The 24426-nt window shown below is 65.4% G+C and carries 23 protein-coding genes; 12 read left to right on the top strand and 11 right to left on the bottom strand.

What is annotated here, in order from left to right; genetic code table 11:
* Window positions 1–930, top strand: a complete 930-nt coding sequence (gene rnz / locus HSRCO_RS13515) for a ribonuclease Z (protein WP_259518165.1) — start codon at window positions 1–3, stop codon at window positions 928–930.
* Between the two features lie 189 nt (window positions 931–1119).
* Here the strand turns inward: rnz and HSRCO_RS13510 are convergent, their stop codons facing one another.
* The 5 genes from HSRCO_RS13510 to HSRCO_RS13490 form a co-directional block, all read right to left on the bottom strand.
* Window positions 1120–2829, bottom strand: a complete 1710-nt coding sequence (locus tag HSRCO_RS13510) for a formate--tetrahydrofolate ligase (RefSeq protein WP_259518164.1) — start codon at window positions 2827–2829, stop codon at window positions 1120–1122.
* A gap of 77 nt (window positions 2830–2906) precedes the next feature.
* Entirely contained in the window at window positions 2907–3227 is a 321-nt protein-coding gene (locus HSRCO_RS13505; protein ID WP_259518163.1) for a ferredoxin family protein, read from the bottom strand.
* A complete protein-coding gene (locus tag HSRCO_RS13500; protein ID WP_259518162.1) occupies window positions 3224–4564 on the bottom strand; it encodes an FAD-dependent oxidoreductase in 1341 nt (446 codons plus the stop codon). The genes HSRCO_RS13505 and HSRCO_RS13500 overlap by 4 nt, the downstream gene beginning before the upstream one ends.
* Window positions 4557–5585 carry an electron transfer flavoprotein subunit alpha/FixB family protein gene (locus tag HSRCO_RS13495; protein WP_259518161.1) on the bottom strand — a complete coding sequence of 343 codons (1029 nt, stop codon included), beginning with the start codon at window positions 5583–5585 and terminating at the stop codon, window positions 4557–4559. The genes HSRCO_RS13500 and HSRCO_RS13495 overlap by 8 nt, the downstream gene beginning before the upstream one ends.
* Complete coding sequence (locus HSRCO_RS13490; protein ID WP_259518160.1) at window positions 5586–6371, bottom strand: electron transfer flavoprotein subunit beta/FixA family protein; 786 nt, start codon at window positions 6369–6371, stop codon at window positions 5586–5588. It abuts the gene before it with no gap.
* Between the two features lie 262 nt (window positions 6372–6633).
* On the opposite strand from HSRCO_RS13490, the gene HSRCO_RS13485 reads away from it, so the two are divergent.
* Window positions 6634–8601 (top strand): DUF460 domain-containing protein, encoded by a 1968-nt coding sequence (locus HSRCO_RS13485; protein WP_259518159.1) that lies wholly within the window; start codon window positions 6634–6636, stop codon window positions 8599–8601.
* 77 nt (window positions 8602–8678) lie between these two features.
* Here the strand turns inward: HSRCO_RS13485 and HSRCO_RS13480 are convergent, their stop codons facing one another.
* Window positions 8679–8879 carry a hypothetical protein gene (locus tag HSRCO_RS13480; RefSeq protein ID WP_259518158.1) on the bottom strand — a complete coding sequence of 67 codons (201 nt, stop codon included), beginning with the start codon at window positions 8877–8879 and terminating at the stop codon, window positions 8679–8681.
* 163 nt (window positions 8880–9042) lie between these two features.
* Between HSRCO_RS13480 and HSRCO_RS13475 the strand changes: the two genes are divergently transcribed.
* Window positions 9043–10029: a tyrosine--tRNA ligase gene (locus tag HSRCO_RS13475; protein ID WP_259518157.1), complete on the top strand. Its 987-nt coding sequence runs from the start codon at window positions 9043–9045 to the stop codon at window positions 10027–10029.
* Between the two features lie 29 nt (window positions 10030–10058).
* Here the strand turns inward: HSRCO_RS13475 and HSRCO_RS13470 are convergent, their stop codons facing one another.
* Window positions 10059–10235, bottom strand: a complete 177-nt coding sequence (locus HSRCO_RS13470; protein ID WP_259518156.1) for a hypothetical protein — start codon at window positions 10233–10235, stop codon at window positions 10059–10061.
* Between the two features lie 97 nt (window positions 10236–10332).
* On the opposite strand from HSRCO_RS13470, the gene eif1A reads away from it, so the two are divergent.
* The 3 genes from eif1A to HSRCO_RS13455 all read left to right on the top strand — a co-directional run bounded on the left by eif1A (window position 10333) and on the right by HSRCO_RS13455 (window position 12099).
* Window positions 10333–10620 carry a translation initiation factor eIF-1A gene (gene eif1A, locus HSRCO_RS13465; protein ID WP_259518155.1) on the top strand — a complete coding sequence of 96 codons (288 nt, stop codon included), beginning with the start codon at window positions 10333–10335 and terminating at the stop codon, window positions 10618–10620.
* A 3-nt stretch (window positions 10621–10623) separates the two neighbouring features.
* Window positions 10624–11481 (top strand): serine/threonine-protein kinase Rio1, encoded by an 858-nt coding sequence (rio1, locus tag HSRCO_RS13460; protein WP_259518154.1) that lies wholly within the window; start codon window positions 10624–10626, stop codon window positions 11479–11481.
* 66 nt (window positions 11482–11547) lie between these two features.
* Window positions 11548–12099 (top strand): pre-rRNA-processing protein PNO1, encoded by a 552-nt coding sequence (locus HSRCO_RS13455; RefSeq protein WP_259518153.1) that lies wholly within the window; start codon window positions 11548–11550, stop codon window positions 12097–12099.
* 27 nt (window positions 12100–12126) lie between these two features.
* Here HSRCO_RS13455 and HSRCO_RS13450 read toward each other — a convergent pair whose 3' ends face one another.
* On the bottom strand, window positions 12127–12642 hold the full coding sequence (locus HSRCO_RS13450; protein WP_259518152.1) for a hypothetical protein: 516 nt from the start codon (window positions 12640–12642) through the stop codon (window positions 12127–12129).
* Window positions 12643–12819: 177 nt separating this feature from the next.
* On the opposite strand from HSRCO_RS13450, the gene thsA reads away from it, so the two are divergent.
* Window positions 12820–14508 (top strand): thermosome subunit alpha, encoded by a 1689-nt coding sequence (gene thsA, locus HSRCO_RS13445; protein WP_259519807.1) that lies wholly within the window; start codon window positions 12820–12822, stop codon window positions 14506–14508.
* Between the two features lie 150 nt (window positions 14509–14658).
* Here the strand turns inward: thsA and HSRCO_RS13440 are convergent, their stop codons facing one another.
* Window positions 14659–15069 (bottom strand): PPC domain-containing DNA-binding protein, encoded by a 411-nt coding sequence (locus tag HSRCO_RS13440; protein WP_259518151.1) that lies wholly within the window; start codon window positions 15067–15069, stop codon window positions 14659–14661.
* 95 nt (window positions 15070–15164) lie between these two features.
* Here HSRCO_RS13440 and HSRCO_RS13435 point away from each other — a divergent pair, with 95 nt between their 5' ends.
* Window positions 15165–16160 (top strand): ornithine cyclodeaminase family protein, encoded by a 996-nt coding sequence (locus tag HSRCO_RS13435; protein WP_259518150.1) that lies wholly within the window; start codon window positions 15165–15167, stop codon window positions 16158–16160.
* Window positions 16161–16524: 364 nt separating this feature from the next.
* Here HSRCO_RS13435 and leuS read toward each other — a convergent pair whose 3' ends face one another.
* Complete coding sequence (gene leuS / locus HSRCO_RS13430; RefSeq protein ID WP_259518149.1) at window positions 16525–19359, bottom strand: leucine--tRNA ligase; 2835 nt, start codon at window positions 19357–19359, stop codon at window positions 16525–16527.
* Between the two features lie 90 nt (window positions 19360–19449).
* Here leuS and HSRCO_RS13425 point away from each other — a divergent pair, with 90 nt between their 5' ends.
* Window positions 19450–20625 (top strand): thiolase family protein, encoded by a 1176-nt coding sequence (locus HSRCO_RS13425; RefSeq protein ID WP_259518148.1) that lies wholly within the window; start codon window positions 19450–19452, stop codon window positions 20623–20625.
* 29 nt (window positions 20626–20654) lie between these two features.
* Here the strand turns inward: HSRCO_RS13425 and HSRCO_RS13420 are convergent, their stop codons facing one another.
* Window positions 20655–21077 (bottom strand): Hsp20/alpha crystallin family protein, encoded by a 423-nt coding sequence (locus tag HSRCO_RS13420; protein WP_259518147.1) that lies wholly within the window; start codon window positions 21075–21077, stop codon window positions 20655–20657.
* A gap of 294 nt (window positions 21078–21371) precedes the next feature.
* Here HSRCO_RS13420 and HSRCO_RS13415 point away from each other — a divergent pair, with 294 nt between their 5' ends.
* From HSRCO_RS13415 to HSRCO_RS13405, 3 genes are read left to right on the top strand one after another with little or no spacing between them, the layout of a single operon-like run.
* On the top strand, window positions 21372–22415 hold the full coding sequence (locus tag HSRCO_RS13415; protein WP_259518146.1) for a thiamine pyrophosphate-dependent dehydrogenase E1 component subunit alpha: 1044 nt from the start codon (window positions 21372–21374) through the stop codon (window positions 22413–22415).
* Complete coding sequence (locus HSRCO_RS13410) at window positions 22412–23392, top strand: alpha-ketoacid dehydrogenase subunit beta (protein WP_259518145.1); 981 nt, start codon at window positions 22412–22414, stop codon at window positions 23390–23392. The genes HSRCO_RS13415 and HSRCO_RS13410 overlap by 4 nt, the downstream gene beginning before the upstream one ends.
* Window positions 23393–23395: 3 nt before the next feature.
* Entirely contained in the window at window positions 23396–24361 is a 966-nt protein-coding gene (locus tag HSRCO_RS13405) for an NAD(+)/NADH kinase (protein ID WP_259518144.1), read from the top strand.
* Window positions 24362–24426 lie beyond the last annotated feature (65 nt).

The raw sequence follows: 24426 nt of genomic DNA, 5'->3' as shown, positions 1-24426 counted from the left end.
ATGAGCCTCCAGGTGACGTTCCTCGGGACCAGCGGTGCGGTACCGACGACCGACCGCAACCCGAGTGCAGTGTTCTGCCGACGAGCGGGCGACGGGATGCTCTTCGACGCCGGCGAGGGGACCCAGCGCCAGATGATGCGCTTCGGGACCGGTTTCGACGTCGACCGGGTATTTCTGACACACCTCCACGGCGACCACGTCCTCGGGTTACCGGGGCTGGTCCAGACCTGGGACTTCAACGAACGAGAGGACCCGGTGACCGTCTACACGCCGCGTGGGACGGGCCGCGAGATCCGAGACCTCGTGTACGCCATCGGGGCCGACCCGTCCTACGGCGTGGACGTCGTGGAGGTCGGCGCAAACGAGACCATCGTCGACGAAGCGGAGTACGTGGTTCGGACGATCGCCACCGACCATCGCACCAGATCGGTCGGGTACGCGCTGGTCGAGGACGACCGGAAGGGGCGCTTCGACCGCGAGAAAGCGGAGGAACTGGGTGTTCCGGTCGGTCCGAAGTTCTCGACGCTCCACGAGGGGACACCGGTCGAACTCGAGGACGGGACCGTCGTCGAACCGGACCAGGTCGTCGGACCCCCCCGGCCCGGTCGGACCGTGGTCTACACGGGGGACACTCGCCCCGTCGAGAGCGTGGTCGAGGCCGCCAGGGACGCCGACCTCCTGATCCACGACGCCACGTTCGCCGACTCGGCCGCCCAGCGCGCTCGGGAGACGGGTCACTCGACGGCCCGCGAGGCCGGCGAAGTGGCCGAACGGGCCGGCGTCGACCGCCTCGTTCTCACACACATCTCCTCGCGCTACGCTGGTGACACCGGCGTCCTCAAGGCGGCGGCCCAGGAGGCGTTCGCAGGCGGGGTGCTCGTCGCTCGTGACGGTGACGACATCGAGATACCGTATGCAGAACGCAGCTGATCAGTCGTCTGTCGGGCCGGACCCTCGCTGCCAGACCGAGTTCGCGTCATCTGTGTTCGGGTGCGTGTGGGAGACGTCTGCCATCGTGCTCATGTGTGGTAATCACTCACACCGTCGTCCTATATGAATCTACTGTATATGGAATATAATTGCATATTATGACTAACGGTGCGAGATCGTCCCGCTCCTTCAGAACAGGCCCGTGATCGTTCCGTCACCGTCGACGTCCATCCCTTCGGCGGCCGGTTCGGCCGGTAACCCCGGCATCGTGAGCACGTCACCGGTGAGCGCCACGACGAAGCCCGCGCCCGCGGAGGGGTACACCCGTCGGACGGTCACCGTCCAGTCCGTCGGTGCGCCCTTCCGGGAACTGTCGTCCGTGACCGAGTGCTGAGTCTTCGAGATGCACACCGGGAACTCGTCGAACCCGTCCGCCGCGAGTCGGTCCAGATCGTCACGCGCGTCGTCGGTGAATGTCACGCCCGCCGCGCCGTAAGCCGTCTCCGCGACGGTCTCGATCTTCTCCTCGAGCGTGGCGTCGAGCGGGTAGAGCGGTTCGAACGTCCCCGAGTTGCCCTCGGCGAGGGCGACGACGTGGTCGGCGAGGTCCATTCCGCCTTCGCTGCCCTTCGCGTGGACTTCGGAGACCGTCACCCGAACCCCGCGCGATTCGAGTTCGTCGACGACCGCTCGAATCTCCTCGTCGGTGTCCGACGGGAATCGGTTGACCGCGACGACCGCGGGGAGGCCGAAGGCGTCGACCGTCTCCAGGTGGCGTTCGAGGTTCTCGAGACCGGCCAGCGCGGCCTCGGGGTCCGGTTCGGCGAGTCGGTCGTAGTCCGCCGGCCACATGTCCAGACCGTGGTACTTGAGCGCCCGGATGGTCGCGACCACGACCACGGCGTCGGGGACGAGGCCCTGGCGGGCGACGATGTCGCCGAACTTCTCGAAGCCCAGGTCGGCGGCGAATCCGGCCTCGGTGACGGTGTACTCGGCGAGCGAGCGTCCCATCTCGTCCGCCAGCATCGTGTTCGTCCCGTGGGCGATGTTCGCGAACGGGCCGCCGTGGACGAACGCGGGTGTCCCCTCGATGGTCTGGACGAGGTTCGGGCGGAGGGCGTCCTTCAGCAGCGTGGTCATCGCCCCCTGCGCGTCGAGGTCCCCAGCAGTCACTGGCGTTCCGTCCTCGTCGTAGGCGACGACGATTCGAGCGATCCGTGCTTTGAGGTCCTCGAGATCGGTCGCCATGCCGAGGATGGCCATCAACTCTGAGGCGGCGGTGATCAGGAAGCCATCGGAGCGCGGCGGTCCGTTCGCGCTCCCGCCCAGTCCGACGACGGTCTCGCGAAGCGCCCGGTCGTTGACGTCGAGTGCACGGGGCCAGACCACCGCGTCGACGTCGACCTCCAGTTCGTTGCCGTGGTGGACGTGCGCGTCGAGCATCGCGGCGAGGAGGTTGTGGGCGGCGGTCAGGGCGTGGATGTCCCCCGTGAAGTGGAGATTGATGTCTTCCATCGGGAGGACCTGTGATTGCCCGCCACCCGCCGCTCCACCTTTGATACCGAAGACGGGCCCGAGGGAGGGTTCCCGGATGGCTGCGACGGTCGGGGTGCCGCGGGCGTTCAACGCCTGGCTCAGGCCGACCGTGGTGACGGTTTTGCCCGCTCCCTTCGGCGTGGCGGTCATCGCCGTCACGAGGACGAGGTTCCCATCGGCTGCGCGCTCCTCGCGGATGCGCGCGATGGCGTCGCGGGTGAGTTTCGCCGTGTCGTCGCCGTACTGCTCCAGGTCGTCGGGCGACAGGCCGAGGTCGGCGGCGACGTCCACGATAGGGCGCGTGGTTGCCGCGCGGGCGATCTCCGCGTCGGTCCGATCGAGGCCGACACCAGTAGCTGTCATATAGTTTACCAGAAGGGGCGACCGCCCAATAAACGAAAACGCGATTCCCAGCGTGTAAGAACGAAGAATACGCCGGCTTACCCGTACTTGTAGGTCATGCCGGTACCGTTCTCCGGCCACTCCCAGACCACGTTGTCGTACTGGCAGGCCCAGCGGCAACTGCCACACTCGAGGCAGTTCTCGTAGGCGATCATCGGGACGCCGTCCTCGTCGCCCTCGTTCCGCCAGACGTTGGCGGGACAGACCGACACGCAATCGTAGGTGTCACACCGGTCCTCGCAGAACCCCTCGACTTTGACGTCGAGGTGGCTCTCCTCGTGGTCGGTGTACTTGTTGGCATAGAGGCGGTCCTCGATGCTCGCGTTCTCGACGTCCGGTGTCTTGGGATTGGCGCTCATGACAGGAGCCTCCTGAATTTCCAGGCCCGTTTGGCAGCGCCGATATAGCCGCCTGCCGCCTGGAGTACGATATCCTTGGCTTTCTTCGCGTGTGACTCTTTCGGCTCTTTGTCCATGCGGAAGTACTCTTTTTCCGCTTCGGCGATGGCCGTCGGGAGTTTCTCGAAGAGGAACTCCTCTTCCTGGCCGATGAGGTCCTGGAACCAGCTGTAGTTCTCGAGGTTCTGCATCACGAAGGAGTTCTCCAGGTCCTCCGGATACTGCGAGAGGGCGGCCTCGTCGGCTCGCCCGCGGTCGATGGCATCCGCGATGGCGTTGGCGGCGTGATAGCCGCTCTCGGCCGCCATGTTGGTGCCCTCGAGATGAACGCCGTTGTTCAACACGAGCCCGGCGGTGTCGCCGACCAGGACCGCGCCGTTGTGGACCAGGTCGGGGACGTCGTCGTAGCCGCCCTCGGGGATGGCGTGGGCGGAGTACTCGATGAGCCGCCCGCCCCGAACCAACGGCGCGACGGCCGGGTGGTTCTTGAACTCGTTGAGGATCTCGTCGGGCTTTTTCGGGTTGCTGCGGGCGTCCGAAATGGAGTACGCCAGCCCGATGGAGATGGTACGCTTGTTGGTGTAGATATACGCGCCACCGAAGCCCTCGGGGACGGCGCCCTCGCCGAAGTAATGATACGCGACACCGTCCTCGTCGTGGAGGTTGAACCGCTCCTCGATGGTGTCGCGGTCGTATTTGCGAACCTCCTTCGCGGCGACGGCAACGTCTTTCGCGTCCGAGGTTTCCTTGAGTCCCGCCCCCTCGCTGACGAGGGAGTTCGCCCCTTCGGCAAGCACGGTGACGGGTGCCAGGAGTCGGCCGTCAGGTCGGTCGGTCTCGACGCCGATGATCTGGCTGTGCTCGTCGTCACCCTCGCGGATCACGTCGAGCACGGTGGTCTCTGTGATGAGGGTCGCGCCGGCCTCGACGGCCTGGTCGGCGAACCACTCGTCGAAGTCCCCGCGCAGAATGGTGAACGAGTCGTTGTGTGGCTCCTCGTGCCAGGAGCCGGGTTTCATCGACAGGGCCGTCTCGTCCTCGTTCGAGAGCATCGAGAACTTCTTCTCGGCGACGTACCGCTCGACCGGCGCCTCGGAGAAGTCGTCGACGAGTTCACGGATGGTCGGGGTGAACAGCACCCCGCCGAAGACGTTCTTCGCGCCGGGGTACGCGCCCCGTTCGATCATGATGACGTCCAGGTCCTGCTTTGCCATCGTGAGCGCCGCGGCGGAGCCGGCCGGACCGGCGCCGACCACGATCGCGTCGTACTCGTTGTCGTAGTTCGGTGTCTCAGTCATCAGATGCCACCTCCTCGCCCTTCGCTTCGCGAACCTTCTCCGCGAGGGCGGGCAGCACTTCGAAGAGGTCGCCGACGATGCCGTAGTCGGCATTCTCGAAGATCGGTGCGTTCTCGTCCGAGTTGATCGCGATGACCGTCTCGGAGTCGTTCATGCCCTCGAGGTGCTGGATGGCCCCCGAGATACCCGCAGCAATGTAGAGTCGGGGTCGGACCGTCTTCCCGGTCTGACCGACCTGGCGGGCCGGCTCTGCCCACCCCTCTTCGACGGCCTCGCGTGTGGCGGCGACCTCGCCGCCGAGCGCGTCCGCCAGCTCCTCGATGACTGAGAAGTTGCCCTCGGTGCCGTAGCCGCCGGCCACCACGATCTCCGCGTCGGTAATGTCCACGACGTCGCTGACGACGCGCTCGATGATCCGGGTAAAGGCGTCGTCCTCGCCGCCGACGACGACTTCGACGTGTTCGATCTCGCCCTCGCGCGATTCGTCGCGCTCGGCTGGATCGAAGACCCCTGCACGGACTGTCGCCATCTGTGGCCGGTTGGTCGTACACTTGATCGTCGCCATCGCGTCGCCGCCGAAAGTCGGCCGCTTCGCGAGCAGGAGGTGGCTATCCTCTTCGATCTCGAGTTCCGTACAGTCCGCCGTGAGCCCGGCGTAGGTCGGGACGGCGACGCGACCGGCGAAGTCGCGGCCGGTGTGGGTCCCACCGATGAGCGCGATGTCAGGATTACGTTCTTCGACGAGCGCGGCGAACTGGGCGCCATACGGGCCCGCTCGGTACGGTTCGAAGACCGGGTCGTCGGCGACGAGTACGTGATCGGCGCCACGGACGATGGCCTCCTCGGCGATCTCGTCCACGTCGTCGCCCATCAGTAGGGCGACGAGCCGCTCGCCCTTCTTGTCCGCGAGCTTCCGCCCCTCGGCGAGGAGTTCCCAGGACACCTTCGCGACCTCGCCGTCGTGCTGTTCGATGAACACCCAGACGTCCTCGTAGTCGTCCGGATCGACGTCGGCGGGCATCTAGACCAACCCCTCCTCTTCGAGTGCTTCGAAGAGGTCGTCTGCGTCCTCGACCATCTCCTTCTTGCGGGGAACCGGATCGGCCGTGTCCATACCGCCGACCGAGGTCGGCGAGTTGGCCAGCCCCACTTTGTCCTCGATGCCGAGGTCGCTCGCGGAGTACTCCTCGGGTTCGAAGTCCGTCTCGGCGTAGATCTTCCGGTGGAGACCGGCGACCCGTGGCTGATTGGCGCCGAACTCCATGGCGACGACGACCGGCAGCGAGGCGGCGATCCGCTCGTGGCCTCCCTCGATGTCACGGGTGGCGATCAGCTCCTCGTCCTCGGGCGCGGGCTCGAGTTCTTCGACATAGGTCAGCTGTGCCCAGCCGTTGTGGGCAGCGATGCCTGGCGGCACCTGTCCCGTCGATGAATCGGTGCTCTCCTCGCCACAGATGACGACGTCGGCCTCGAGTTCCTCGGCGATGGCTGCCAGCGCGAGGCTGGTCGGCCACGTGTCCGAGCCACCGAACGCCCGGTCGGTGAGGAGGACGCCGTCGTCGGCGCCCAGCGCGACCGCCGTCTCGAGGACGGCGACCGCGAACGGCGGCCCCATCGTGACGGCCGTGACGGTTCCGCCGACCTGCTCTTTGAGCGTGAGCGCCGACTCGATGGCGTTGTAATCCGGTTTGTTCAGGACGGCTGCCGCGTCCGATCGATTCAGCGTACCCGTCTCCGGGTCGATAGAGACGTCGTCGGCGTCGGGTACCTGCTTGACGCAGACGACAATGTTCCATTCTCGTGTCATGGTCTGATGATCTGGTGATCGGTCACCCGGCACCTGGCCACTCTCGGGACGATGGGCAGAATATTCCGCCCGACTGAGCCGTCCGGGAGAATCGGGCGGTCGCCCGCCCGCGCGACGGCCGTCTCGATCGTGCCAGCACCTTTCATAGTCACCCGTGTTGAGTACGTTAACCATCGTCCACAATGAATCCACCTTTTCTACGTCGTGAGAACGTGAGACAACCAGGGCCGAATTTATATTCGCGAACCCGCTAGCTGTCCCCGTGAATTCCCGTACTCGGGCACTCGACGCCCTGGTCTACGGCGTCGACGTTCAGAGCGGTGACGTTCGCGGCGACGCCCCCTCCTACGCCCTGTGCGTCTTCGACGGGGAGTCCGTCGACCGGGACGTCGTCTCGCGGCGGAAGCTCCTCCGCTCGGTCGCGGACCGGGAGCCGTCGATCGTCGCGACGGACAACATGTACGAACTGGCGGCGAACAAGGACGACCTCGTCCATCTCCTCCGCCGTCTCCCGGCCGAGACGAAACTCGTCCAGGTCACCGGCGACGAACGGCCGGAGCCCCTCTCACGAGTTGCCGACCGCCACGGCGTCGACTACGCGAAAGAGCCTATGAAGGAGGCCGAGGCTGCCGCCAAGCTCGCCGCTCGTAACGTCGGGTACGAGGTGTCGGCGTTCACCGACGAGACCACGGTGAAGGTCGCTCGGGGTCGCTCCACCGGAAAGGGTGGCTGGAGCGAGGACCGATTCACCCGGCGTATCCACGGCGCGGTCAAGCGAACGACTCGCGAAGTCGAGGACGAACTCGAATCGGCCGGTCTCCAGTACGAGCGCGACGCGACCGAGAAGTACGGTGGTTTCTCGAACGCCGTCTTCACCGTCCAGGCACCGGTCGCCGACATTCCCGTCTCCGAACACCGGTCCGGCGACACGCGGATCGAGATCGAACCGGTCCGCCGGGACGGCATCGAATTCCGACCACTCGCCACTCGTCGGGACGCCGTCCTCGTCGGCGTCGATCCCGGTACCACGACCGGCCTCGGACTCGTGAGTCTCGATGGCCGGGTCCTCGACGTCTGGAGTTCCCGAACGGCGGATACGGCGGCCGTCATCGAGTGGATCATCGAGCACGGCCGGCCGGTCGTCGTCGCGGCCGACGTCACGCCGATGCCGGAGACCGTCGAGAAGATCCGCCGGAGCTTCAACGCCGCCCGATGGGTCCCGGAGTCCGACCTGCCGGTCGACGAGAAACTCCACCGGACGCGTGACGTGGGGTACGACAACGACCACGAACGGGACGCGGTGTCAGCGGCGCTGTTCGCCCACGACGACCACGCAGAGCAGATAGAACGCGTCATCCGGAAGGTGCCCCGTGACGTCGACCACGAGACCGTCGTGGCCAGGGTGCTCCGCGATGGGGTGACCGCAGAGGCCGTCGTCGACGATCTGACCGAGGACCAGACGCCGACCGAATCGTCCGGCGAACACGAGCCTCGGGAGTTGACCGACGAGGAGCGGCGGATACGGGACCTCGAAACGCAGGTCGAACGCCTCCAGTCCTACGTCTCCGATCTCGAGGACGAACTCGACGCCAAAGAGGCCGACATCGAGGAGTACGAGGCGGAGCTGTCGGCCGCCCGCCGGGAGGAGCGTCGGGAGGCGCGAACCCGCCGAGAGGTCTCACACCTCCGCTGGAAGAACGACTCGCTCGAGGCCGAACTCGACGAGGAACGACGCCGGGCGGACGAACTCGAGACGAAACTCGAACGGCTCAAATCGCTCTGGAAGCTCGATCACTCGAACTTCGCCGACGTGGACACGGACGGCGACCTCGTCTCGGTCAAGCCGGTCGAGAAGTTCTCGCTCGCCGCTCTTCAGACGACCGACGAGGAGTACGGCATCGCCCGTGGCGACGTGGTCTTCCTGCGGGACGCCAGCGGTGCTGGCCGCCGGACCGCCGAGCAACTCGTCGAGTACGAGCCACGGCTGGTCGTCCGCAACGGCGGCGGCCTCTCCGACGTGGCGGACCAGGTGCTCTTCGAACACGAGATACCGGTCGCGCCGGCCGACGACATCACCATCCAGGAGGTCGACGAACTGGCCGTCGCACGAGAGACGGACGTCGAGGAGGCCATCGCTGCGTGGGAGCGTCGGGCCGAGGAGCGCAAGCGAGAGCAGAACGCGGAGATGGTCGACGCGATCATCTCGGAGCACCGGGCGGACCGGGACTGACGGCTCTCGGTGGGTGTGGCGTGCAGGCGGTGCGCGCGATGCCCAAAGGGCATCGCGATACGAGCGAAGGGGGAGCGCTAGCGACCCGTGAGCCGAGTGGCGCCGTCAGGCGTCACCGAATGGGCGAGCGGCGAGAGCGCGGACCGGAGGTCCGCGGTACTCACGAGCGGGCCTGTGGCCCGCGAGCGGTAGCGACCCGTGAGCCGGGTGGCGCCGTCAGGCGTCACCGAATGGGCGAGCGGCGAGCGGTAGCGAGCCGCGAGCCGGTTGGTCGCCATCGACCACTCCGCTCATCGCGAGACGGTGCACCGCACTCCCGCCGTGTTCGTCCCGCGTCGATCAGTCCACGATGTGCGGGCCTGGACCGGTCTCTGTATATGAACCCTCGTCACCCCTGTGAGTATCAGAAGCCATTTTGTCGCGCCCCCACTCTCTCGGGGTATGGATACCTTCGAGCTGGTCACGCGGAACGCCGAGGAGGTGGTGACGGCCGAGGAAGTGGCGGCACTCGCCGAGGATCCCGAGGGAAAGCGAGCCTACGTCGGGTACGAGCCCTCGGGGGTCCTCCATCTCGGCCACCTCCTCACCGCGAACAAACTCATCGATCTGCAGGACGCCGGCTTCGAGGTCGTCGTCCTCCTGGCGGACGTCCACGCCTACCTCAACGGCAAGGGGACCTTCGATGAGATCCGGGAGACGGCCGAGCAGATGCGCGCCCAGTTCCTCGCGTACGGCCTCGACGAGGAACAGACGGAGTTCGTCTACGGCTCCTCCTACCAGCTCGACGAGGAGTACGTCCTCGATCTCCACGCGATAGAGCTCGAGACCACGCTGAACAGGGCCCAGCGAGCGATGGCCGAGATCCAGAGCGGAGAGACGGCCAAGGTCTCCCACGTCGTCTACCCGCTGATGCAGGCGCTCGACATCGAGTACCTCGACCTCGACCTGGCGGTGGGGGGCCTGGACCAGCGGAAGGTCCACATGCTGGCCCGCGAGGAACTGCCGAGTCTGGGGTACGACGTCCGACCGGCGCTCCATACGCCCATCCTGGGCGACCTCACGACCGGCGAGGGCAAGATGTCCTCGAGCGAGGGAATCACCATCTCGATGGAGGACGACCGCGATGCTATCGCCGAGAAGGTCAACGACGCCTTCTGCCCGCCGACACGGGACCCGGAGGGCGACAAAGTGAACCCGGTCCTCGAACTGTTCCAGTATCACGTCTTCCCGCGGTTCGAGACGGTGGTCGTCGAACGTCCGGACGAGTACGGTGGCGACCTGGAGTACGACGACTTCGACGCCCTGGCCGAGGATCTCGAGGGTGGGGAACTCCACCCGGCGGACGCCAAGGGCGCGCTGGCCGAGTATCTCGACCGACTCATCGAGCCAGGGCGAGAACGCCTACAGGCGTTTCGGGCAGGGGAATAGGGCAGCTATCACGTCGACAGACGCGGTTCTCACATCCCGAAGAGGCCCATTACCTGGTCCACACCCCGCTTGACGAGCAGTCCCATCCCGGCGACGATGAGCGCAATACCGGCCCCCACGACCGGGTTCGCGTAGGCCGTCACGCCGATCCCTGCGAGGAGCAATACTACCCCGAGTACGCCGAGTGGTCCGAGCTTCTGGAGCACGTCTCCTCCTGACGAGTCCGCCGGCAAACGGATTTCGGTCCGGGGCCAGCGTCCGACGACGAAGGGGTTTAAACCGTTCGATGCGCAACCCCAGGGTATGACAGCAAACGAAGGCGGCCGAAAGGACCTTCGGATGCCCGACGAGGACGAGGTCTTCGCCGTCGTCGAGAACATGCTGGGAGCGAACCGCGTGAAGGTCCGTTGTGCGGATGGCAAGGAGCGGACCGCCCGCATCCCGGGGCGGATGCAAAAACGCATCTGGATCCGCGAGGACGACGTCGTCCTCGTCGAGCCCTGGGACTGGCAGGACGAGAAGGCGGACATCGTCTGGCGGTACGAGAAGGCCGACGCCGACCAGCTCAGAGACGAAGGACACATCCAGTAATCGATGGCCGACGACGATCTCCTCGACGACCCGGCTGGGCCCCCGGGTGACGAGTGGGAGGAGATCGACGTCACCGATACCGAGGCCGACAGGATCGCCAGGAAACGTGACCGCGAATTCTCGCAGTTCCGCGAGCGAATCAAGGACGCCGAGGATCTCAAACTCGAGGAGGGCGTCTTCGACGAGGCGACCTACGCGGCCATCTACAAACTGGTTCAGGACGGCCACATCGTCGCGTTCGGCGGCCCCATCTCGACGGGGAAGGAGGCGAACGTCTACGAGGCACTGGGACCGGAGGATACCGACGTGGCGGTCAAGATCTACCGAATCAACTCGAGCAACTTCCGGCAGATGCGCGACTATCTCGAAGGTGATCCGCGCTTCGAGGGCATCCGCGGCGACAAGAAGTCGGTGGTGCTGACGTGGACTCAAAAGGAGTACTCGAACCTAAAGCGGGCTCGGGCGGCGGGGGTCCGTGTGCCCGAACCGATCGCCGTCGAACGGAACGTGCTCGTGATGGAACTCATCGGGGAGGAAGACGACCACGCCCCGACCCTTCACGACGTCGCGGTCGAGAATCCCGAGACGGCCTTCGAAGTGGTTCGGGAGTACATGCGACGCCTCTACAGCGCGGGACTGATCCACGGTGACCTCTCGGAGTACAACATCGTGGTCTACGAGGGCGAACTCGTCCTCATCGACGTGGGACAGGCGGTCACCGTCCATCATCCGAACGCCGAGGACTTCCTCGAACGCGATTGCCGGAACGTCGCAGCCTTCTTCTCCCGGCTCGACGTCGACGTGGACGGCGACTCGCTGTGCACGTACCTCCGCGAGAACGCATCACCCGAGGGCGAGTGAGGGGGCGCCAGTGGGTGCCATTCGCGTCGAACAACTCTTAAACGGGCTGAACGAGTATTCCGTCGCATGCAACACGTGAAGATTCCGCAGGAGCGCATCGGCGTGCTCATCGGTGACGGCGGGGAGACGCTTCGCCGCATCGAACACGCGGCCGAGGTGCAACTCGACGTCGACTCGGAGAACGGCGCGGTCGCCGTCGAACAGACCGGCGATCCACTGCTGGGGATGAAGGCCACGGATATCGTGGAGGCCATCGGTCGTGGCTTTCCCCCTGAGGACGCGCTGACGTTGCTCGACGACGAGATGCGGATGCTGGACATCATCGACGTGGGTCGGGTTGCTCGCAACGACAACGACCTCCGGCGGAAGAAGGGCCGTCTCATCGGCGAGAACGGGCGGACCCGAGAGCTCATGGAGGAACTCACCGGCGCGAAGGTCGTCATCTACGGGTCGACGATGGGGATCATCGGCTCCCCGAAGGAGGTCGACGTGGTCCGATCGGCGGCCGAGATGATCCTCGATGGCGCGCCCCACGGGGCCGTCTACTCGTTCCTCGAACGCAAGCGTGTCGAGGAACTCAAACACCAGGGGATGGAATACCACGAGTACAGCGGCTGAGTGCGACGGAATCTTCGCGGACCGATGTCACTCTTGTAGGTCGATCGGATTGGGGAGCGAGAACAATCGGGGCGTCGTCGCTTCGTCGTTCTCGATGATGCGGATTCGGTCGTCGCCGGCCCGCAGTTCGATCGAGCCGTAGTCCTTCGGAATCGACGTTCCCCACTGAACGTCAGAGACCTGTGGACTCGACGCCTTCGTCTCGTTCGTGGGTTCGGTGGCCAGTTGAATCACGTAATCGTCACGGCCCGCAGCCCGAATCTCCAGGTCGACCGACGTGTTCGCGGGGTGGCGGACCGTCGCATTTCCGGTGACGACGATCACGTCGTCGGTCTGTACCTCGTGGACCCAGCCCGCATCGGGGTTCTCGGCGGCATCGGCAGCCCGCGTCGTTCCGGCACTGAAGTAGTACGCCGGATCTTCGCCCAATTGTGGTTCCTGGTCGGACTGGATGTCGTCCTGGAGGGCGGTGGCCCCGGCGGCCCCGACGAGGATGCCGAAGACCACCGCGACGACGAGGAGGGCAACAGTGCGGGTGTCCATACACGATAGTGTCTCGACACGACCAAAACTCTAGTCGACGACGAAGGCTCCCCGTTTAAAGCGGTACTGTGAGGTGTTCACATGCACACGTTCCGGCGGTTCTGGCCGCCACATTCACCGCCCAACACAATGTTTATATAGAACGACAAACAATCACCGGTGACTATGGCACAGCAGATGGGTAATCAGCCCCTTATCGTACTCTCCGACGACTCCCAGCGAACCTCAGGAAAGGACGCGCAGTCGATGAACATCACGGCCGGAAAGGCCGTCGCCGAAGCGGTCCGGACCACACTCGGACCCAAAGGAATGGACAAGATGCTCGTCGACTCGACGGGCAACGTCGTTGTCACGAACGACGGCGTCACCATCCTCAAGGAGATGGACATCGAGCACCCGGCGGCCAACATGATCGTCGAGGTCGCCGAGACCCAGGAGAACGAAGTCGGCGACGGCACCACCACGGCCGTCATCCTCTCCGGTGAACTCCTCTCGGAGGCCGAGGACCTGCTCGAACAGGACATCCACGCGACCACGCTCGCCCAGGGGTACCGCCAGGCCGCCGAGGAGGCCAAAGACTTCCTCGAGGAGATCGCCATCGACATCTCGGCCGACGACGCCGAGTACCTCGAACAGATCGCCGCGACGGCGATGACCGGCAAGGGCGCAGAGAGCGCGAAGAACACCCTCTCGGACCTCGTCGTGAAGGCCGTCCAGTCGGTCGCCGACGAGGACGGCATCGACACCGACAACGTGAGCGTCGAGAAGGTCGTCGGCGGCTCCATCGACGAATCCGAACTCGTCGAAGGCGTCATCGTCGACAAGACGCGCGTCGACGAGAACATGCCCTACGCTGCCGAGGACGCCAACGTCGCGCTGATCGACGACGGACTCGAGGTCGCCGAGACCGAGATCGACACGGAGGTCAACGTCACCGACCCCGACCAGCTCGAGGAGTTCCTCGAGCGCGAAGAACAGCAGCTCCGCGAACTGGTCGACGCACTGGTCGCAGTTGACACGGACGTCGTCTTCGTCGACGGCGGCATCGACGACATGGCCCAGCACTTCCTCGCGCAGGAAGGCATTTTGGCCGCCCGCCGCGTCAAAAGCGACGACATGAAGGCCCTCGCCCGGGCGACCGGCGCGACGGCGGTCTCCAACGCTCGTGACATCACCGAAGACGACATCGGCACCGCGGGCTCGGTCGCCCAGAAGGACATCGGTGGCGACGAGCGCATCTTCATCGAGGACGTCGAGGAGGCCCGCTCGGTCACCCTCATCCTCCGCGGCGGCACCGAACACGTGGTCGACGAGGTCGAGCGAGCCATCGAGGACTCCCTTGGCGTGGTTCGTGTCACCCTGGAGGACGGCAAGGTCGTCCCCGGTGGCGGCGCCCCCGAGACCGAGCTCGCCCGTAACCTCCGCGACTTCGCCGACTCGGTCGGCGGGCGCGAGCAGCTGGCCGTCGAGTCCTTCGCGGACGCCCTCGAGGTCGTCCCACGCACCCTCGCCGAGAACGCGGGTCACGACCCGATCGACTCACTGGTCGACCTGCGCAGCACCCACGACGGTGGCGACACCGCCAACGGTCTGGACGCCTACACCGGCGAGATCATCGATATGAAGGAGGAGGGCGTCGTCGAGCCCCTCCGCGTGAAAACCCAGGCCATCGAATCCGCCACCGAGGCGGCCGTCATGATTCTCCGCATCGACGACGTCATCGCGGCCGGCGACCTCAAGGGCGGTCAGGTCGACGGCGACGATGACGACGACGCAGGCGGCCCGCCCGGCGCCGGCGGCATGGGCGGCGGCATGGGCGGTATGGGCGGCATGGGCGGTATGGGCGGCATGGGCGGCGCAATGTAAGTTCGGCCCAGGTCACACGCCCTCCCACCCCCTCGACCCCTTCTCCCGCACCGAACCGTTCACGAACGTCTTTCTCTCCCCCTCCCGTTTTCGGGGCGTAGCGGCGACGCTACATGGATCAGTCGGCGAAAATCAGTGGTGTTTGGCCGGTCACTCCAGGTCGAAGACGTCCAGGCCGGTCCGTTCGTCTAGCTGGTGGGTCAACTCGGACTCGACCGGAACCACGACGACCTCGAAGGTGCCAGAAACCCGCCCGCCGGCGAAGTGACCTCCGATGGTGGTGAAATCACGCTTTCCAAGCTGGACATGTGCGTGGATCTTATCGGGGCCGACGTTTCCGAGGAAACTCGTGACCTCGAAATCCTCCTCGAAGGTCTCTTCCTTGTAGTCCTGGGCTTCCACGTCGTAGTGCCCGAGGGTTACCTCGTCGATGGCGCCGATTCCGAAAAAGAATCCACCGGTGAGGTCACACTCCTCGCGGACGGTGTCGAGTTCTTCCATCACGTGGTCGCCTGGGTCCATGCGGACGACGATTCGATCTGGTTCTTCGACGTACTCCATGTGCGGCGATTGGGCAGGCGCTGCCCTGAATCTATCCCTCTTCGTCCCGGCAAAAATGACGGCCTTATAAGTGGGAGAGGTGCCGACATCTCCGTATGGACGACCGCTCCACGCTACTACTCGCGAGTCAGGAAGTCGATGCAGAGATGCCGATGGCCGAACTCATCGCCGCCCTCGAGGACGCCTTCGTCGCCTATGCTCGCGAGGACGCGCAGATGCCGCCGAAATCGTACATCGACCTGCCGCAGTACAACGGTGATTTCCGGTCGATGCCCGCGTACCTCGACGCGACGGACTGGGACGCCGCCGGCATCAAGTGGGTCAACGTCCACCCGGACAATCCCGACGATCACGACCTGCCGACGGTCATGGGAACGGTCATCTACAGCGATCCGGAGACTGCCTATCCACTCGCCATCATGGACGGGACCGTCCTCACCAAGAAACGTACAGGCGCCGCGGCGGGCGTGGCGACGGACCACCTCGCGGTCGAAGACGCGCGGTCGCTCGGAATCATCGGGGCCGGGGAGCAGGCTCACACACAGCTCGAGGCCATCTCACAGGTCCGGGACATCGAAGAGGTCGTCGTTTCGGACGTCGACCCCGAGGCCGTCCAGGCGTTCATCGACGAGTACGACGAGGAGTTCACGGTTCGGGAGGGCACCGTCAGCGAGGCCGGCCACTGCGACGTCCTCTCGACGGTCACGCCGGTCGAATCGCCAATCGTCTCGCTGGAGGACGTCGGCGAGCGTACCCATATCAACGCCATGGGTGCCGACGCGGAGGGCAAGCACGAACTGGCCGACGAGCTCCTCCTCGATGCCAAACTCGTCATCGACAACTACGAGCAGTGTACCCACTCCGGTGAGATCAACGTTCCCTGGAGCGAGGGCGTCCTCGACGACGCCGACCTGTACGGCGAGATCGGTGCCGTCGCCGCTGGTGAGACGGCTGGCCGGACGGACGAGGACGGTATCACCGTCTTCGACAGCACGGGCCTCGCCATCCAGGACGTCGCCGCGGCCCACGTCGTCTACGAACACGCACAGGAACACGACATCGGGACCGAGTTCGACTTGCTGGGCGTCTAACACCCACTTTTTGCTCTGCGTGGGGTGGCTTCGCCACCCCACTCGGCAAAAACGTGGGGAAAAATCGCCGTCGGACCCCACTACGGGGGTCCTCGGCGACCGCGCCTTCGGCGCGGCGAATCGCGACCCTCCCGGGTCCTGACGGACCGCTCGGGTCGCGAATGCTCGCCGCTCGACGGTTGGCTCTCGTTTTCACGAAGGTTCAAATACCGAAACCCGGCCATCGACGCGTATCCTCGATAGCTGACCCGGGACGAACACGGCGGGAGTGCGACGGCCCGTTCCGGGAATAGGGCGGCATCGCTGCTTGCCCTTTGCAGGTGTAAACACCGCCACCGCTCCGTCGCCTGTTCGCCAACCTGAGTTAGCTCAGCAGGATCGCCGGTCGGAAGGGTTCGGCGCTCTCGGCCTTCTCCTCGTCGCTCTCGCCCTCTGCGACGACCTCGACCGTCGCGTCGAACTCCCGGCCGAGGAACCCGGCGGCTGACTCGTAGACGTCGGCCTCGTCGATGTCGAGCAGTGCGGCCAGTTCCTCGTCCGAGCGCTCGCGCACGTCCTGTACCAGCGACTGCACCAGGTCGTTGACGGCGTTCCCACGCTCGCGGAGCCCGTCGTACTGCATCACCGACCCCATCACCGCTCCGACGTCGGTCCCGGTCTCCACGACCTCCTCGAAGACCGTGTGCTTCCAGTCGGCAGCGGTGAACACCTGGATGTGGTCGGGGTCCGTCTCGGTGACGTCGACGATGTCCCGGACATCGTCCGCGAGGGCTTCGACGAGTTCCTCCTCCAGTTCGACCCGCTCGGATTCGAACTCCGCCGCGGGCGTCGGCCAGCCGGCGTCCTCGACGGGCACGCCGTCCAGCTGTTCGTGGAGTTCGTTAGTCAGGAAGGGGACGATGGGCGCGAGCAGCCGCAGGCGCGTGCGGAGGACCTCGGTTCGGGTCCACTTCGCACCCGGACGGTCGAGGTCGGCACGCTTGCGGTACCATCGCAGGTCCTCTTCCAGCTGGTAGAAGGCGTCCTGGCTGGCGTGACGGGTGCTGAACCCGTCCATCGCCTCGGTGACGTCGCGGATCGTTCGCTGGAGCCGCGAGAGGAGCCACCGGTCGATCCGTCGCAGGTCTGGACGTTCGCCGGGAGCGTCCAGATCGATGACCGTCTGGGCTCGCCGCCAGAAACTGGCGAGTTGATCCTGGGTACCCTGGACCTCCTCGTCGCGCCAGTCGTAGTCCTGCCAGGGCTCCGCCGAGTTGAGGAGGAAAAAGCGCACCGTGTCCGCGCCGTACTCCTCGATGGCGTTCGAGGGCAACACGACGTGTCCTTTCGAGGAGGACATCTTCTCGCCTTCGAGCAGTCCCATTCCCATGATGGTGACGCCCTGGGGCCAGCTTGGCTCGTCGAAGAGCTCCGCATGGTGGAAGAGATAGAAGGTCAGATGGTTCGAGATGAGGTCGTTCGCGGAGCAGCGGTAGTCCACTGGGTACCAGAAGTCCCACTCCTCGCGAAGGTCGAGTGCGCGCGCTGGTGGATCCTCGACGGCGTCCTCGCCGTAGAACAGGGCGTCGAAGAACTCGCGGGTGAGCTCCTCGGGAGGCACGTCCTGGATCCGGTGGGCGATGGTGTAGTAGGACATGTAGATGGTCGAGTCCGAGAGGGGCTCGATGACGAAGTCGTCGTCCCAGGGCAATCGCGTGCCCAGGCCGTAGTTCCGGATACAGGGCCACTCGTTGAGCCAGTCGATGGTGTGATAGAACTGGTCGCGAGTGTTCTCCGGGATGGCGTCCATCTCGTCGACGATCCGGCGGGTCTTCGCCTTCCAGTCCTCGTCGTTGTAGCGCAGGAACCAGGTCTCCTGTTTGGCGACCTCGACGTCGCCGCCACACCGACAGACGACCTGCTCTGAAAACTCGTACATCGCGTCGAAGTCGCCCTGCGATTCGAAGTCCGCCTTGAGTTCGTCGCGGACGTCTTCGACGATGGACCCGGCGTACTCGCCGTACATGTCCTTGAGCTGGCCGGCGTGGAACTCGCGATTGTAGACCTGCTGTGTGGCGTCCTCGAGCGCGGGGTCGTCTTGCCCGTCGATGCCGAACTCCTCGACGGCGTCCCGGGCCGGGTATTCGCCGTAGCCATCCACGTCGATGATGGACCGTGGCTCGATGGCCGCGACGACTTCGGGGTCGATGTCGTACTCGCGAAGGCGGTCCGTGTCAACTTTCGCCGCCTCCAGGGCGACCCAGTCGTCGGGGCTGTGGGCGGGAACTGACATCACGACGCCGGTCGCGTTGTCCGGGTCCACGAAGTCGGCGGGGAGGATCAGTACCTCGTCGTCGGTGACGGGGTTGGTGACGGTCGTCCCGACGAGCTGGGCACCGTCGAACGTCTCCTCGACGGTCACGGCACGCTCCTGGAGGCGAAGCTTCTCGACGGCTTCCTCGGAAACGATCCAGGATTCGTCGTCGACGGTCGCTCTGACGTAGGCGCTGTCGGGTTTGACGAACGCGTTGGTCACGCCGTGGACCGTCTCCGGGCGGAGGGTCGCCATCGGCATCACGGCCTCCTCGGACTGGAACTTGACGAGGGTGTACTCCTGGAACTCGGCCTCCTCGCCCTCGAGCAGGTCGTGAGTGGTGACCGGGTTCTCCTCGTTGGTGCAGTATTTGACGGGGTGGAGTCCCTTCTCGAGGCGGCCACGCTCCCTGAGCGTCTCGTACTGCCAGGTGATGAACTTCGAGTACCGCTCGTCGTTGGTGGTGAACTCGCGGCGCCAGTCGATGCTCAGACCGAGCGCCTTCATGTTCTTCTTGTAGTGATTCTCGATGAAGTAGCGGGCGAACCCCATCGGCGTCTCGAGGTCGACGAGTTCGTCCTCGGGGACGCCGTAGGTGTCCCGGAGTACCGAGAGCTGTTCGGCTTCGCGTTCCTGGAGCCGGTTGACTGCGCCGATGATCGGCGTCCCGGTCACGTGCCACGCGATGGGGAACAGCACGGTATCGCCCTGGAGACGCCGGTATCGCGCGTACACGTCCGGGACGGTGTAGGTTCGAGCGTGACCGATGTGCATGCCGCCGCTCGGGTACGGATAGGGCACCGTTACGAAGGTGGCGTCCCCGTCGTCGGGGTCCGCCTCGTAGCGCCCCTCGTCCGCCCAGCGGGACTGCCACGTTCGCTCTATTGCCCGTGGCTCGTAGTCCATATCCGTGGTCTCGGTGCCCGTCTAAAAAGGACTTCTGTCTCGTCAGGCCCGTGCCGCACCTTCAAGATGGCTGCGGGCGAGAGGCGTGATATGCGAGAAGCCGTCATCGTCGACGCCGTCCGGACGCCCTTCGCCGACCGGAACGGCCGATTCAGGGACACCCATCCCCAGGACCTCGCCGCCGAGCCGCTGCGGGCGCTCGAGGAACGGGTCGGATTCGATCCGGAACTGATCGAGGACGTCGTCCTTGGCTGTGTCACGCCGGTCGGCGAGCAGGGGTTGAACATCGGCCGAATCGCCCCCATGGTCGCTGGCTGGGGGGAGGGCGTCTCAGGTGTCCAGTTGAATCGGATGTGTGGATCAGGCCAGCAGGCTGTTAACTGGGCCGCGTCGTCCATCCGTGCTGGGTTCCACGAGGTCGTTGTGGCCGGTGGCGTCGAGCACATGACGCGAGTGCCGATGGGCAGCGACGGGAACGCAGAACAGGGCGTCATCGACGAACACGCACTGACGGACACCTACTTCGAGCACTTCGACGAAGCGACGTCCCAGGGCGAGGGGGCTGAACGAATCGCGGAGGACTACGGGTTCACCCGGGCCGACGTCGACGGACTGGCGGTCGATTCCCAGCAGCGGTGGGCCGACGCCTGGGAGGCCGGTTACTACGACGATCAGATCGTTCCCGTGGAGACGACTCTCGATGGCGACCCCATCACCGTCGAGCGGGACGGTCATCCTCGACCCGGGACCACTGAGGACGACCTGCAGAAACTCCCGTTGGCGTTCCGCGAGGAAGGCGAGGGAGTCCACCACGCTGGCAACTCCTCGGGCATCGTCGACGGCGCGAGCGCGCTCCTCGTGACGAGTCTCGAGACGGCCGAGGCGATGGGATGGGACCCACTGTCCCGCATCGTCCAGTCCGAGGTCGTCGGGGTCGATCCGGTCACGATGCTGACCGGCCCCATTCCGGCCACGGCGGGCGTCCTCGAGAAGACGAACCTGACCATCGACGACGTCGATCTCTTCGAGGTCAACGAGGCCTTCGCCTCGGTCGTCCTCGCCTGGCTGGAGGAGACCGGTGCGGACTGGGCCGATACGAACGTCAACGGCGGGGCGATCGCACACGGGCATCCCCTCGGCGCGACGGGGGCTGGCCTCCTCACGAAACTCGTTCACGAACTCGACAGAACGGGTCAGGATGTCGGCCTCTCGACGATGTGCATCGGGTTCGGACAGGGCATCGCTACGATCGTCGAGCGGGTCTGAGCGGCCGAAACCGGCCGACTCTTCGTCGGTTACTCGATGTCGATCTGGTGGGTGTCCTCGCTGCCGTATGCCTTCGGCAGGGTTACCGTCAGTACACCGTTTTTGAACCGCGCTTCGACGCCCTCCTCCTCGACTGCCTCGGGCAGGGAGACCGCTCGACTCATCGATTCACGGCTCCGTTCGCGTCGGACGTACCGACCCGGCTCCTCCGATTCCGCTTCGGATTCCTGTTCGGCGGCGATGCGGAGGGTCTGCTCGGCGAGTTCGACTTCGATGTCGTCTTTGCCGAACCCTGGCAGGTCTGCGGTCACCACGTACTCCTCCGGTCGGTCCTCGACGTCGACGGTGAGCCGACTCTGGAAGCCGAGGTCGCCGCGAGAGACGTCCTCGAACTGTTCGCTCATTCGCTCCAGCATTCGCTCGATATCTTCGAAGGGGTTTCCTCGTCGCATGGCGTTGATACGTTGCTCTGCAAAGAACAAAAATATTGGCCTCCTCGATCGGCCTCGTTGACGATGAGCGGCCCGAACGCGACGGTTCGTGGTCGGGATTGTATCTCTTTCGATAACTAATCGGGGGGTTCGAGGGTACCATCGAGTACGAACCGTTCGGGGCCCGTGATAGGGACACCGTCGGGGGGTTTTCGCTAGCGGCCTGACGCACGTGGCCGCTCGAATGTGAGCTATTTCCGGGTGGAAACACCATTCGTATGAAATTTTATGGTGGTCGGGACGGATGTTTCACGTATGGGTTCGATACCGATAGATACCACCGATGGTCGAACGGAGATTCTCCGTCGAATGCTCACGATTCGGGAGTTCGAGGAGACGGCGAGTGACATGTTCGCTGACGGGGAAATCCCCGGCTTCGTTCACCTGTACATCGGCGAAGAGGCCGTGGGTGTCGGCGCATGCAGTGCGCTAGAGGAAAGCGATTACATTACGAGCACACATCGAGGGCACGGCCACTCCATCGCGAAGGGGCTCGACCCGAAGCTGATGATGGCCGAGCTACTCGGGAGCGTAGAGGGGTACAACAACGGCAAGGGCGGATCGATGCACATCGCAGACGTCGACGCGAACATGCTCGGCGCAAACGGCATCGTCGGTGCCGGCCCGCCGATGGCGACGGGCGCCGCACTGTCGGCGTCCTATCGGGACGCGGACGAAGTCGCACTGGGATTCCTCGGTGACGGCGCCGTCGCCCAGGGCCAGGTACACGAGGCGATCAATCTCGCCGCCACCTGGGACCTGCCGGCAATCTACGTCGTCGAGAACAACCACTTCGGAGAGGGGACGCCGGTCGAAGACCAGCACAACGTCGAGAACCTGAGTGAGACGGCGGAAGCCTACGACATCCCCGGGTTCACCGTCGACGGCATGGACGTGACGGCGGTATACGAGGCCGTCGCGGAGGCCAGAGAACGCGCGTTGGCCGGAGACGGCCCGACGTTCATCGAGGCCGAGACGTATCGCTACCGCGGGCACTTCGAGGGCGACCCGCAGGCGTACCGCACCGACGAGGACGTCAGTGAATGGCGCGAGGAGCGAGATCCCATCGATTCCTTCGAGGAACGACTTCTCGACCGCGGGGACATCGACGAGGACGAACTGCAGACGATGCGCGAGGAGGTAGTGGCGGAGATCGAGGCTGCCGTGGACTTCGCTCGCGACGCCGAACGCCCCGCGCCAGAGGACGCGTACACGGACATGTTCGCGGACCCGGCACCGGAAATCGAACGGTTCGTCGGCGATCTCCGTGCCGACGGACGTGGAGGTGACAGCCAATGACAGAAACTGAAACGATGACGGTTCGCGAGGCCATCCGTGCCGGACTTCGCGAGGAGATGGAACGAGACGAGGACGTCTTCATCATGGGCGAAGACGTCGCCGAGTACGGCGGTGTGCTCAACGTCACCGAGGGCCTTCTCGAGGAGTTCGACGAACGACGCGTTCGTGACACGCCAATCAGCGAAGCGGGATTCACCGGCGCCGGGGTCGGCGCGGCCGCGACCGGCACCCGACCGGTCGTCGAGCTCATGTTCTCCGACTTCATGGGCGTCGCGATGGAACAGATCTCGAACCAGATGGCGAAGATGCGGTACATGTTCGGCGGGAAGACGGACATGCCGATCACGATTCGTACCACCGAGGGTGGCGGCCAGGGTGCGGCGAGCCAGCACTCGGGCACGCCGCACACCTGGATCGCGCACTTCCCCGGACTCAAAGCCGTCGCTCCCGGGACCCCCCGGGCCGCGAAGGGCCTGACGAAATCCGCTATCCGATCCGATGACCCGGTGTTCGTCTTCGAGAACAAGATGATCTACGAGCAGGACGGGCCGGTCCCGACCGACTCCGAGTTCACGATCCCGATCGGCGAGGCAAACGTCGAGCGCGAGGGCGCCGACGTGACCGTGGCCGCGACCCAGCGGCTGGTCGGCGAGTCGCTCGAAGCTGCCGAGGAACTGGCCGGCGACGTCGACCTGGAGGTCATCGACCTGCGGTCCCTGTACCCACTCGACACCGACACCATCACCGAGAGCGTCCGCAAGACGGGTCGGCTCGTCGTCGCGGACGAGAGCCCCCTCTCCTACGGCACCCACGCCGAGGTCATGGCTCGCGTCGTCGAGGACGAGTTCTACAGTCTCGACGCGCCCCTCCAGCGTGTGGGCGTCGCGGACACCCACATCCCGTTCGCGACCGAGCTCGAAGACGAGGTCGTCCCGCACACCGAGGACGTGGTCGAGGCGGTCAGACGGGTGGTCTAGACGGTGCCGACGGTCGGTCTCATCGTCAATCCGGCGTCGGGGCGGGACATTCGCCGCGTCGCCGGTGGCGCGAGTGTGAGCGACGCGTACGCGAAACGGCGCGTGGCCGCGTCCATCGTTTCAGGGCTTACCCTTCAGGAGGAGCCCGTTTCGGTCCGTGTGATGCCGGATGCCGCCGGTATCGGCGAGCAGGCGATCGAGGAGTACGACGGCGACGCCCGGCTTCTGGACATGGACGTCGCCGGCTCCAGACGGGACACCCAGCGCGCCGCGCGACGACTGGCCGAGGAGGTCGACGCGATGGCGATCATGGGAGGGGACGGCACCGTTCGTGACGTCGCGATGAACGTCGCGGAGACGCCCGTGCTCGCGCTCTCCACGGGGACGAACAACGTGGTTCCGACACCCGTCGAGGGAACCGTGGCTGGGGGCGCGCTGGCCCTGTACGCCACCGGTGCCGTCGACGACACCGTCGTCACCGACCATACGATGGTCGAAGCGACGGTCCACGGCGAGGAATCCGATCGGTCGGTGCAGGGCGTCGCGACACTGGGAATCGTCGATCGGTCGTTCGTCGGGACGCGCGCCGTCCTGGATCCGAGCGAATACCTCGCGGGCGTCGTCTCCCGTGCCAGTCAGGGCGAAGTCGGCCTCTCCGGGATCGTCGGAGGCTGTCTTTCCCTCGAAGCTGCGGACGATGACGGCGCCGGCGTCACCGTCGCTGCGGACGCGAGCCGAACGGTCCGCGCCATCACGATGCCCGGGGTCGTCGATACCGTTGGCGTCGAGAAGTGCGAACGGATGGCTCCTGGCGAGACGATCGACGTCTCGGTGGACGAGGCCGTGATCAGTGTCGATGGCGAACGACACGTCGAAGTGCAAAACGCGACGATCGAGGCCGGACCCATCGCCGAGACGGTTCGGCTCATCGACGTGGACGCCGTATACGAGCGCGGTCCGTTCCAGTAAACCGGGGACGGGCCCGTTCCAGTAGCGACGATCCCGTTTCAGTGGGGACGATCGTTCTCTGGTGA

Origin of the sequence: Halanaeroarchaeum sp. HSR-CO (assembly GCF_024972755.1) — an archaeon.
Lineage (GTDB): Archaea > Halobacteriota > Halobacteria > Halobacteriales > Halobacteriaceae > Halanaeroarchaeum.
This window is presented reverse-complemented; position numbering and strand designations above follow the sequence as displayed.